Source organism: Kluyvera genomosp. 3, assembly GCF_011765685.1.
Classification (GTDB): Bacteria; Pseudomonadota; Gammaproteobacteria; order Enterobacterales; family Enterobacteriaceae; genus Kluyvera; species Kluyvera georgiana_A.
In genome coordinates, this window is record NZ_CP050321.1 from 1,724,545 (window position 1) to 1,736,807 (window position 12,263).

The following is a 12,263-nucleotide window of genomic DNA, read 5'->3' on the forward strand; positions in this document are numbered from 1 at the left end:
ATACTTACAGCAACGTGGTACGAAGCCGTGCAGAGGAGGCGTTATGAACCATGTATGGGGACTGTTCTCCCACCCTGACAAAGAAATGCATGTTATCCGCAGCGAGAACGAAACCGTTTCTCACCACTATGTGCATCATGTGCTGGTCATGGCGGCCATTCCGGTGGTCTGCGCCTTTATCGGCACCACCCAACTGGGCTGGAATTTTGGCGACGGCAACGTGGTCAGGCTGTCGCTGATGACGGGCCTGGGCATGGCGGTGCTTTTCTATGCCCTGATGCTGGCTGGTGTCGCGGTGATGGGACGGGTGATCTGGTGGATGGCGCGTAACTATCCGCAACGACCGTCGCTTAAACGCTGTATGGTGTTTGCCGGCTACGTCGCGACGCCGATTTTCCTGAGCGGTATCGTGGCGCTTTACCCGTTGGTGTGGCTGTGCGCACTGGTCGGGACGGTTGCGCTGTTTTATACCGGGTATCTGCTTTACATCGGCATCCCGACTTTCCTCAACATCGATCGGGAAGAGGGGCTGAGCTTCGCCAGTTCCACCCTGGCTATCGGCGTGCTGGTACTTGAAGTGCTGCTGGCGTTGACGGTGGTGCTGTGGGGCTATGGCTACCGATTATTCTGAGTTCTGATATGCATTGCTGATGTGAATTAAATTACGTCAGCAATGCAGCATTTATTCACCATTATTTTCTGGCAGATGCCGCGTTCTACGCGCTATGATGGGCCATTCCGCTTCGCAACCGTTTGGTGCGAAGCGGTTGTCCATCATAATGTGCATAAATAACCGCCAGAATACTCACCATGCAGAAATTTCGCGTTTCCCTGCTCAGCCTCGCTCTCGTGCTGGCTGTGCCTTTTGCGCCTCAGGCGAGTGCTAAAACCGCCGTCTCCGCCGTGGCCTCGCAGCCGGAAATTGCTTCCGGTAGCGCGATGATTGTCGACCTTGAAACGAATAAAGTGATTTATGCCAACCAGCCCGATCTGGTGCGTCCGATGGCCTCCATTACCAAGCTGATGACGGCGATGGTGGTGCTGGACGCCCATCTGCCGCTGGATGAGATGCTGACCGTGGATATCAGCCACACGCCGGAGATGAAGGGCATTTATTCCCGCGTGCGTTTGAACAGCCAGATTAGCCGTAAAAACATGCTGCTGCTGGCGCTGATGTCTTCCGAGAACCGCGCGGCTGCCAGCCTGGCGCACCATTATCCGGGCGGTTATGACGCATTTATTCGCGCCATGAATGCCAAAGCCAAATCGTTGGGGATGACTCGTACTCGCTATGTCGAGCCGACGGGGCTGTCCATTCATAACGTTTCGACCGCACGCGATTTGACTAAACTGCTGATTGCCACCAAACAGTATCCGCTGATTGGCCAACTGAGCACGACCAAAGAAGACACGGCGACCTTCGCCCATCCGGCGTATACGCTACCGTTCCGCAACACGAATCATCTGGTGTACCGCGATAACTGGAGCATTCAGCTGACCAAAACCGGCTTTACCAATGCGGCGGGTCACTGCCTGGTGATGCGCACCGTGATGAACAAACGTCCGGTGGCGATGGTGGTCATGGATGCGTTCGGTAAATATACCCATTTCGCCGACGCCAGCCGTCTGCGTACCTGGGTTGAAACCGGAAAGGTGATGCCGGTTCCTGCCGCGGCGCTGAGCTATAAAAAGCAGAAAGAGGCCCAGGTGGAAGGCAATATCGCGAAAGCCCAGCTTAGCGGGCAAACCACCCAGGACGATTAAACGTTCTTTATTCCGGCAGCGTCCAGTCACCGTCGTTGAGTGGGCGCTGCATAATCACCGTATCCCGCCAGTCACCCATCTTGTAGCCGACGCTGCGCAACTGTCCCGCCACTTCGAAGCCGTGTTTTTTATGCAGTCGCAGCGAAGCGGTGTTGTTATTTCCGTCGCCAATTACCGCCAGCATCTGCCGCCATGGCCCTTGTTCGCATACGGCGATTAATGCCGTCAGCAGGCGGCTACCGATACCGTGAGCGGTCATTGTGGTGTCGATATAGATAGATTCTTCCAGCGTATAGCGATAGGCCGGGCGAGGGCGATAGGGGCTGGCATAGCAGTAGCCGACGATAACCCCACGATACAACGCCACCAGCCACGGCAATCCTTGTTGCTGAATGGTGTTCATGCGTTGCTGCATTTCATCAATGGAAGGTGGCACCTCTTCAAATGAGGCGCGGCCATTAAGTACGTGCCAGGCATACAGCGCGGCAATGGCTTGTACATCGTCAGCCTGCGCGTCACGGATTTCAATATCGGCGTCGCGAGTGACATCAAGCGTAGACATGCTTGAATTCCTTATGGTTTCCATCGTTAATCTGGCTCGCAGTCGGCCGGATGGCGCTACGCTTATCCAGCCGACAACGAATTTCCCAACGTCATATCACGCGTCGGTTTTCTCGCCCCAGTATTTGAGCTTACTGGTTTTGCCGATCCCCGGATTCATGCTGTTGGTCGGGTCGTTTTCCCGGTAGTGGCGTTTGAGGTTTTCATCGGCTTCATACAGATGCCCGACATTATGTTCCGCCGGATACTGGGCTCCACGCTCGCGCAGCAGCGCTAGCATCTGCTCTTTCAACTCGTGAGCATCGACGCCTTTTTTCACGATGTAGTCCTGGTGGAAAACGTGGCACATAAAGTGGCCGTAGTAGAGCTTATGCACCAGTTTACTGTCGATTTCCGGCGGCAGATGCTCGAACCATTCGGTGTCGTTGCGGCGTAGCGCAATATCCAGCGCCAGAATATCCTCCACTTCATCCGCGTGTACCGCCTGGTAACGGATGGCCGCACCTGCCGCCGCGAAGCGGTGCAGGAACGCTTTGCTGCCTTCTTCCGGCGTACAGACAAAGAAGTCGCCTTCCGCCTGCTTGAAGTACTCCACCAGCCAGGCTTTAGCCTCGTCAATGCCGTCGCCGGACATTTTCAGCAGCAGGTGGTGCTCGTATTTATCGCGCCATGTTTTCATCCGTTCCGGCAGATGCGCCGGGAAAGCGTGGCCTAGCTTCTGCATAAAGCGGTCGGTGAAGTGCGGCTTGAACAGGGACACTTTTTCCAGCATGGCGTCGGCACGGCCCTTCATGGTGAAGAAGAACGGCATTTTGTCGGTACCGAGCTTGTCGATCATCAGGAAGGTGTCTTTACCGTACTGCTCGGCGATATCGTAAATATCGCGATGCATATATTCGCCTGCTACCGGCAGGTTGTTAAATTCAGCCAGAATATGGCGGCGAATTTTCGTCAGCACGTCCGGCTGATTCGTTCCGATGTAGAACACCTGTTGACGTTTTTCTGCCGGGAAGGTGTCGAGACGCGCGGCGAATACCGCCAGCTTGCCCGCGCAGCCGGAGGATTCAAACAGACGCTCCGGGTCGGCGTTGTAGCGCGCCGGGGTATCGGCGTTGACGTCGCGCACGCGGTTGACGTAGTCGTGATCGTGCGCGTGACGGCCATCGTGACGCACATCGCTGTCCTTCACGCGATCGTCATCAAGTTTGCTGAGAATCTGCTCCGGGGTTTCACCCAGATCGATGCCCAGATGGTTAACCAGCGTCAGCTTGCCGTTTTCATCAATGCGCGCAAACAGCGACATCTCGGTGTACGCCGGACCGCGCTGCACCAGCGAACCGCCGGAATTATTGCAGATCCCGCCGATCACCGACGCACCGATGCAGGAGGAGCCAATCACCGAATGCGGTTCACGGCCCAGCGGCTTGAGCGCTTTTTCCAGTGAATAGAGCGTGGTACCTGGCCAGGCCAGCACCTGCTCGCCTTTATCCAGCAGATGCAGTTTATCGAGGCGTAGGGTGCTGATAATGACGATATCGCGGTCGTAGTCGTTGCCGCTGGGCGTTGAACCTTCGGTCAGGCCGGTATTGGCGGCCTGCATCAGAATAATTTTGTCCGCATTGACGCAGGCGTTGAGCACGCGCCATAGCTCCAACAGCGAGCCTGGAAACACCACGGCCAGCGCATCGCCGTGCCCGGAACGGAAGCCTTTACGGTAGCGGGCGGTTTTGGCCGGGTCGGTGAGCAGGTGAGCGTGACCAACCAGGCGCGAGAGTTCGTTAATCAGCGCGTTATTATCATTTGTAGTTTGAGAAGCCATTCTCCACTCCTTGTGGTGGGACAAATTGTCGTTTCTAAGAATAGCGCTTTGTATGATCATTGGGGGAGTGAATGTTTCTAAAAATCAGAGAATAACCTTAGCTTTCTGTTCCGCGCTCCTTTACCTTTATGGCAAACTGCGGCTTTTCATCGACTCTCAGCCGCTCTCCCCGGCATGGATACAAGAGACTACAAAAATATGAAATGGCTATTTTCTGTTGGCGTCGCCGTGAGCCTGGCGCTGCAACCCGCTCTGGCGGAGGATTTGTTCGGTAACCATCCACTCACCCCGCAGGCGCGGGATGCGTTTGTGACCGAACTGCTGAAAAAAATGACGGTCGATGAAAAGATTGGCCAGCTGCGCCTGATTAGCGTTGGGCCGGACAACCCGAAAGAAGCCATTCGCGAGATGATCAAAGACGGTCAGGTCGGCGCGATTTTCAATACCGTGACTCGCCAGGATATCCGTGCGATGCAGGATCAGGTGATGTCCCTTAGCCGCCTGAAAATTCCGCTGTTCTTTGCCTACGACGTGGTACACGGCCAGCGTACCGTATTCCCGATTAGCCTTGGCCTTGCCTCTACCTTCAACCTCGACGCGGTGAAAACCGTGGGCCGCGTGTCAGCCTATGAAGCGGCGGATGACGGCCTGAATATGACCTGGGCGCCGATGGTTGATGTCTCGCGCGACCCGCGCTGGGGCCGCGCTTCCGAAGGGTTTGGCGAAGACACTTATTTAACCGCCGTGATGGGCGAAAACATGGTGGAAGCGATGCAGGGTAAAAGCCCGGCGGATCGCTACTCGGTGATGACCAGCGTTAAACACTTCGCCGCTTACGGCGCGGTGGAAGGCGGTAAAGAGTACAACACCGTCGATATGAGCCCGCAGCGTCTGTTTAACGACTATATGCCGCCGTATAAAGCGGGGCTGGATGCGGGCAGCGGCGCGGTGATGATCGGCCTGAACTCGCTGAACGGCACGCCGGCGACGTCCGACACCTGGCTGCTGAAAGACGTGCTGCGCAACCAGTGGGGCTTCAAAGGGATCACCGTCTCCGATCATGGGGCGATTAAAGAGCTGATTAAACACGGCGTTGCCGCCGACCCGGAAGACGCCGTTCGCGTGGCGCTGAAGGCCGGTATCGATATGAGCATGAGCGATGAATACTACAGCAAGTATCTGCCGGGGCTGGTGAAATCCGGCAAGGTGACGATGGCCGAGCTGGACGACGCCACCCGCCACGTGCTGAACGTCAAGTACGATATGGGGCTGTTTAACGATCCGTACAGCCATCTGGGGCCGAAAGCGTCCGACCCGCAGGACACGAACGCCGAAAGTCGCCTGCATCGTGCCGAAGCGCGCGAGGTTGCGCGCCAGAGCCTGGTGCTGTTGAAAAACCGTCTCGAAACGCTGCCATTGAAGAAAAACGCTACCGTGGCGGTTGTGGGCCCGTTGGCCGACAGCCAGCGTGACGTGATGGGGAGCTGGTCTGCCGCCGGTGTGGCTGGACAGTCCGTGACCGTACTGACCGGGATTAAAAACGTGATGGGCGGTGAAGGCAAAGTGCTGTACGCCAAAGGCGCGAACGTGACCAGCGACAAAGGCATCATCGACTTCCTCAACCTCTATGAGGAAGCAGTGAAGGTCGACCCGCGCTCGCCGCAGGCGATGATTGACGAAGCGGTTACCGCGGCGAAACAGTCCGACGTGGTTGTGGCGGTGGTGGGCGAAGCGCAGGGCATGGCCCACGAAGCCTCCAGCCGTACCGAACTGTCAATTCCGAAAAGCCAGCAGGATCTGATTGCGGCATTGAAAGCCACCGGCAAACCGCTGGTTCTGGTGCTGATGAACGGTCGTCCGTTGACGCTGGTGAAAGAGGACCAGCAGGCCGACGCTATTCTGGAAACCTGGTTCGCCGGTACCGAAGGCGGTAACGCCATCGCCGACGTGTTGTTTGGCGACTACAACCCATCCGGTAAGCTGCCGATGTCCTTCCCGCGCTCCGTGGGGCAGATTCCGCAGTACTACAGCCACCTGAACACCGGTCGTCCATACAACGCCGACAAGCCAAACAAGTACACCTCGCGCTACTTTGACGAAGCCAACGGCCCGCTGTATCCGTTCGGCTACGGTCTGAGCTACACCACTTTCTCGGTCTCCGACGTGAAAATGTCCGCACCGACCATGAAGGCTGACGGCAGCGTCACCGCCAGCGTGCAGGTGACCAACACAGGCAAACGTGAAGGGGCGACAGTTATTCAGATGTACCTGCAGGACGTGACCGCGTCGATGAGCCGCCCGGTGAAACAGCTGAAAGGCTTTGAGAAGGTGACGCTGAAGCCAGGTGAAACTCAAACCGTGAGCTTCCCGATTGACGTTAACGCGCTGAAGTTCTGGAACCAGCAGATGAAATACGCCGCTGAGCCGGGCAAGTTTAACGTGTTTATCGGCGTGGATTCGGCGCGTGTGAAGCAGGGCGAATTCGAGCTGCTGTAAGGCGACCCTTCAGTTCAGTACAAACTATCAGGCCGCACTCAACGGTCCCCTCTCCCCTGCGGGGAGAGGGCTAGGGTGAGGGGGCAACCCCCCAAAACCCACTCCCGCATCATTTTGTGATCCCCCTCGCTATTCTCTGCCCATCGCCGTGCAATCTGCGCTAAACGGCCCGTTTAACGCGCTAACTAAGCTTCTTTTTGTGACGTTCCTCACTTATCACCTACCCCGGCATATCGCGTTTTGTGCGCTTGCTCAAAAGCCGCATCAGGCCGTCATAACAGGCGTGACCCCATTCACTAATACGTAAAAAAGCCCGCTTCTGCCCCGCGAGAGGCGCGGCGAATCCGCGTTAAATGCAGCTATCTCAACATTCGCAGGTAGCCACATGAAGATTTCACTGCATAACACCTCTCTCGACCGCAGCGGTAAAACGCCGCTGACCGCGCAGCTGCAGCAGCTGATTGACGAAATTGACCGCGCCGGCGGCGGCACGCTGGTGGTGTCGGCGGGTGACTGGATGACCGGCACGCTGATTCTACCGTCCAACTTTACCCTGCATCTGGAGGCCGGCGCGCGTTTGCTGGCCAGCCCGAACGCTGAGGACTATCCGGCGGAGTTGACGCAAACCGTTGCTGAACTCTCCCGCATGGCGCTGATTTATGCCCGTAACGCTCATCACATTACGCTGAGCGGCGAAGGTTGTCTGGCAGGGGGCGCGAGCGCCTGGTTCGCAGAGCGCGCCGATGAGCAGGGTTATCGCCAGCCGAAAACCATGCGCCCGCGCATGCTGGTGCTGGAAGGCTGCCAGCAGGTGCGCATTCGTGATATCACCATCAGCGACTCGCCGATGTGGACCGCGCATCTGGTGAGCTGTAATCAGGTATTCATTCAAAATCTGACCATTGATAACGATCTGGCGCTGTCCAACACCGATGCGCTGGATATCGACAGCTGCCAGCATGTGCACATTAGCGATAGCTACTTCAGCGCTGCCGATGATGGCATCTGTATCAAAACGACCCGCAAACCGCAGGAGCTCCAACAGGCGACCCGCCACGTGGTGGTCAGCAATTGCCTGATTCGTTCGAAAAGTTGCGCTATCAAAATCGGCACCGAAACCTTCGCCGATATCAGCCATGTCGCCGTGCACAACTGTTCAATCTTTGAGTCCAACCGCGGCATCGGCCTGGTCTCCCGCGATGGCGGCCGGTTCAGCCAGATGATTTTCAGCAACATTCTGTTCGACTGCCGCCACGGTCACCCGTGCCACTGGGGAAAAGCCGATCCGGTCTTTATCTCGGTGCGCCATCGCGACCCGCAGGTTCAGCCGGGCCAGGTTGAAGACATCACCTTTAGCCAGCTCTCCGGCGTGAGCGAAGGGGCCATCAACCTGCACGCGGAAACACCGGGCGATATTCATCATGTCACCTTCAACGGGCTGTCGCTGCAGCAGCTCTCCGGCCCCTCTGATGAGCAGGGCTGCTATGACGTTCGCCCACCGTGCAACCCGGCGAGCCCAACCGGCATGGGGCTTGATAACGCCTACCGCGTGAACCCGCAAACCGGCCGCGCCTGGGGTGTCGATGCCTATCCTGGCGGCCTACCGGCGTTCTACGCCAACGGTGTGCAAGAACTGACGCTCAACGATCTGCGCATTCGTCGCCCGACGCCGCTGCCGCAGGGATGGAACATCAACGCCATCGTGCAGGAAAACGCCGACGCCTGAAGCTATTTGATGACGGCGCGGCTTTCGCCTCGCCGTTCTGTACTGTTCAAGGGGATGGAAAATGATAAAAAAAGTGCGGGAGATAAAACTCCACAACTACATCTGCTATGGCCTTGCGGATGTGATCGGTTCAGGCGCGTTTACTCTGGTGAGCGCCTGGCTGCTGTTCTTCCTGACCACATTCTGCGGCCTGACGCCCATTGAGGCAGGCTCGCTGTTTGCGGTGGCGCGTATCGTCGACGTCATCATGTGCCCGTGCATGGGGTACATTTCCGATAACTTCCACAAAACGCGCCTCGGCCGCCGCTTTGGCCGCCGCCGCTTCTTTCTGCTGCTGAGCATTCCGCTGGTGGCGGTCTACAGCCTGCTGTGGGTTCAGGGTTTCAACTACTGGATCTACCTGCTGGTGTACATCCTGTTTGAAATCGTCTATTCGATGATTCTGATCCCGTACGACACCCTGTCGGCGGAAATGACCTCCGATTTTACCAAACGCTCTAAACTGACCAGCGCACGTATGTACATTGCCCAGTTCGCCGGCTTCACCGCCGCGTTCCTGCCGGGGCGTCTGCTGGCCTACTTTGGTTCCGACTCGGCTATCTCTTTCTTCTACGCCGGGGCTATCTTCACGGTCGCCTTTATGGTGGTGCTGTTCTTCGTCTATTTCGGCACCTGGGAACGTTCAATTGAAGAGATTGAGCTGAGTGAGCGCAGCGTTGAGAGCGAAGAGAAGCAGCCGCTGGGCAAACGTCTGTTCGATATCTACTACGATTTTGTGTCCACGCTGAAAATCAAAACCTTCCGCTCCCACCTCGGCATGTACCTTGGCGGCTCTGTCGCGCAGGATATCTTCAACTCCGTCTTTACCTACTTCGTGGTCTTCGCGCTGGCCACCTCGTCAGTGGTGGCCAGTAACCTGTTGAGCGTGATTAACGGTCTGCAGTTCTTCGGCGTCGGCGTGGCAACCTGGCTGACGCTGCGTTACTCCCCGTCCCGGGCGTTTGCTACCCAGGCATTGATGGCGCTGGTGGCCTTTGCGCTGTTCGCCCTGACCTATGTCTATGGCTCCACCAGCATGTCGCTGCTGTATTTGGCGGCGGGCGTGGCGGGTCTGGCGCGCGGCGGTATCTACTCCATTCCGTGGAACAACTACACCTTCGTGGCCGATGTGGATGAGATTCTGACCTGCAACCGTCGTGAAGGGATCTTCGCGGGCTTTATGAGCCTGCTGCGTAAAGCGTCTCAGGCATTCTCCATCTTCCTGGTGGGCGTCGCGCTGCAAATGTCCGGCTTTATTACCGGGCACAGCAGCCAGCCGCAGTCGGCGATCAATATGATCCTCGCCATCATGATTGTGCTGCCGGTGGTTCTCACCCTGTGGGGCATCTGGTCCGCCTTCCAGTTTAAGGTGAACAGCCGTACCCACGCGGTGCTGAACGACGAAGTGGCGCGCCTGAAGCAAGGCGGCAGCAAAGCTACGGTTACCGCCGACACCAAAGCGGTGATCGAAAGCCTGACCGGAATGCCGTATGACCAGTGCTGGGGCGATAACACCGTCGGGCACGTCAACCGCAGCCTGTTGAAAGCGAAACAGCAGCAGTTAGAACAGTTACATAACGTGTAAGTACTTTCCCGGGCGAGCATCGCGACCCCGGGAATTTTGTGGATAACAGAAATGACCGATCAAAGTTTATATATTCAACAGGGTATCTGGGCGAGGCTGGGTCTGCCGCGCGAGCTGGTGTGGGGATTTGTCGGCGTCTTCCTGTTTATTACCGGCGCCACCATTGAACAAAGCTGGCTGGCATCACTGCTACAGCAGCGCGGCCTTGATGCGGTGCATATCAGCCTGCTGTCTTCGGTCTTTGGCCTGTGCGTGGCGGCGATCTCCTGGTTCTCCGGAATTGGCGCGGGCGTGCTGGGCGTTCGTCGCCTGATGTGGCTGGCGACGATTCTCTATTTTGTCGGTTCGGTGCCGTTTATCTTTGTCGCGCTGCCTGATAGCAACTATCCGCTAATGATGGTGAGCTACGCGGTACGCGGCATGGCTTATCCGCTATTTGCCTATTCGTTCCTGGTGTGGATCAACCAGCGCTGTGAAAGCCGCATTCTGGGGCGCGCCGTTTCCTGGTTCTGGATTGCCTTCGGCGTCGGCATGACCATCGTCGGGCCATGGTTCTCGGGCTTTATGATCCCGCGCCTGGGGGAAACGACCACGCTGCTGTCCGGCTTTATTTTCGTGCTGGCGGGCTGTGGCTGCGCGCTGATCCTCAACCGCGATAAGCCTCAATGGCAGCAGGGGCAGGCGGTTGGCCAGGCGCTGGCGGAAGGCCTCATTGTGCTGGTTCGTGAGCCGAAAATGCGTATCGCCGTGGTGGTGAAAAGCATCAATGATATCGGCAAATTCTCGCTGGTGATCTTGATGCCGGTGTATCTGCCGCGCTTTGGGTTCAGCATTGAAGAGTGGCTGACCATCTGGGGGCTGGTGAACGTGATTAATATCTTCGCCAACTACTTCTTCGGCTGGCTGGGCGACACCATTGGCTGGCGCAACACGGTAGTGTGGTTTGCCGGCACGCTGTGCGGGCTGGCGGCATTGGCGGTCTGCTACGCGCCGGTGTTGTTCGGCCACAGTAGCGCAGCGCTGATTGCCGCGCTGGCGATTTATGCCATCGGCCTTGGCGCGTTCGGCCCGTTAAGCGCGCTTATTCCTTCACTGCTGCCGGAAAACAAAGGCGCGGCGATCTCCTGCCTCAATCTCGGATCCGGCCTCAGCAACTTCGTCGGGCCGTTTATCGTGACGCTGTGCGTGAATCCGCTGGGCGTTGAAGGCACGCTGTGGGTGATTGCGCTGCTGTATTTCGCCGCCAGTTTGCTGACGATCCCGTTAAAAATGCCGGAACAGGGCTGAATTCTCCATTTTCGTCTACGCTTTTTGCTTAAGCGACTGTTAATTGAGCGCAAAATAAGAGGAAAGCGTATGACGATTGCAAGGGGATGGACGCTGGCATTGCTGGCCGCGGTAAGCCTGCCGGCGCTGGCTGCCGAGCCGGTGAAAGTAGGATCAAAAATTGACACCGAAGGGGCGCTGCTCGGTAATCTGATTTTGCAGGTGCTGGAAAGCCACGGTGTCAGCACCGTCAATAAAGTTCAACTGGGCACCACGCCGGTGGTGCGCGGCGCCATCACTTCCGGCGCGCTGGATATCTACCCGGAATACACCGGTAACGGCGCTTTCTTCTTCAAAGATGAAAACGACCCGGCGTGGAAAAACGCCAAAGCGGGCTATGACAAGGTGAAAGCGCTGGATGCGCAGAAAAATCATCTGGTCTGGCTGACGCCGGCGCCTGCGAATAACACCTGGACGCTCGCTGTGCGTAAAGACGTGGCGGAAAAAAATAAGCTCACCTCGCTTGCCGATCTGAGCCGCTATCTCAAGGATGGCGGCACCTTCAAGCTGGCGGCCTCGGCGGAATTTATCGAACGCCCGGACGCGCTGCCTGCCTTCGAAAAAGCCTACGATTTTAAACTCTCCCAGGATCAACTGCTGTCGCTGGCCGGTGGCGACACGGCGGTGACCATCAAAGCCGCCGCCCAGCAAACTTCGGGGGTGAACGCGGCGATGGCCTATGGTACCGACGGCCCCGTGGCGGCGCTAGGATTGCAAACCCTCAGCGATCCGAAAGGCGTGCAGCCTATCTATGCGCCCACGCCGGTGGTACGCGAAGCGGTGCTGAAAGCCTATCCGGATATCGAAAAATGGTTACAGCCGGTGTTTGCCAGCCTGGATGAAAAAACGCTGCAAACCCTGAACGCCAGAATTGCGGTAGAGGGGCTGGATGCGAAAAGCGTGGCGGCGGGCTACCTGAAAGAAAAAGGGTGGGTGAAGTAACCGAT

The 12,263-nt window shown here is 57.3% G+C and carries 9 protein-coding genes; 7 read left to right on the plus strand and 2 right to left on the minus strand.

What is annotated here, in order from left to right:
- The first annotated feature begins 43 nt into the window (after positions 1 to 43).
- Positions 44 to 631 carry a Yip1 family protein gene (locus tag GY169_RS08035; protein ID WP_163447493.1) on the plus strand — a complete coding sequence of 196 codons (588 nt, stop codon included), beginning with the start codon at positions 44 to 46 and terminating at the stop codon, positions 629 to 631.
- A gap of 179 nt (positions 632 to 810) precedes the next feature.
- On the plus strand, positions 811 to 1,764 hold the full coding sequence (pbpG, locus tag GY169_RS08040; protein ID WP_065357401.1) for a D-alanyl-D-alanine endopeptidase: 954 nt from the start codon (positions 811 to 813) through the stop codon (positions 1,762 to 1,764).
- Positions 1,765 to 1,771: 7 nt separating this feature from the next.
- On the opposite strand, the gene GY169_RS08045 is transcribed toward pbpG, so the two are convergent.
- Complete coding sequence (locus GY169_RS08045) at positions 1,772 to 2,326, minus strand: GNAT family N-acetyltransferase (RefSeq protein WP_064544167.1); 555 nt, start codon at positions 2,324 to 2,326, stop codon at positions 1,772 to 1,774.
- Between the two features lie 96 nt (positions 2,327 to 2,422).
- Positions 2,423 to 4,144 (minus strand): D-lactate dehydrogenase, encoded by a 1,722-nt coding sequence (gene dld, locus GY169_RS08050; RefSeq protein ID WP_167575434.1) that lies wholly within the window; start codon positions 4,142 to 4,144, stop codon positions 2,423 to 2,425.
- 198 nt (positions 4,145 to 4,342) lie between these two features.
- Here dld and bglX point away from each other — a divergent pair, with 198 nt between their 5' ends.
- The 5 genes from bglX to GY169_RS08075 all read left to right on the plus strand — a co-directional run bounded on the left by bglX (position 4,343) and on the right by GY169_RS08075 (position 12,258).
- Positions 4,343 to 6,640, plus strand: coding sequence for a beta-glucosidase BglX (gene bglX, locus GY169_RS08055; protein WP_167575435.1), 2,298 nt, complete (start codon positions 4,343 to 4,345; stop codon positions 6,638 to 6,640).
- Positions 6,641 to 7,025: 385 nt separating this feature from the next.
- The gene (locus tag GY169_RS08060) at positions 7,026 to 8,366 is read left to right on the plus strand and encodes a glycoside hydrolase family 28 protein (RefSeq protein WP_167575436.1); all 1,341 of its coding nucleotides are present in this window, start codon (positions 7,026 to 7,028) and stop codon (positions 8,364 to 8,366) included.
- 61 nt (positions 8,367 to 8,427) lie between these two features.
- On the plus strand, positions 8,428 to 9,990 hold the full coding sequence (locus tag GY169_RS08065) for an MFS transporter (RefSeq protein WP_167575437.1): 1,563 nt from the start codon (positions 8,428 to 8,430) through the stop codon (positions 9,988 to 9,990).
- A gap of 51 nt (positions 9,991 to 10,041) precedes the next feature.
- Positions 10,042 to 11,277: an MFS transporter gene (locus GY169_RS08070; protein WP_064544176.1), complete on the plus strand. Its 1,236-nt coding sequence runs from the start codon at positions 10,042 to 10,044 to the stop codon at positions 11,275 to 11,277.
- A gap of 69 nt (positions 11,278 to 11,346) precedes the next feature.
- Positions 11,347 to 12,258, plus strand: coding sequence for an ABC transporter substrate-binding protein (locus tag GY169_RS08075; protein WP_065357407.1), 912 nt, complete (start codon positions 11,347 to 11,349; stop codon positions 12,256 to 12,258).
- Positions 12,259 to 12,263: the final 5 nt, after the last annotated feature.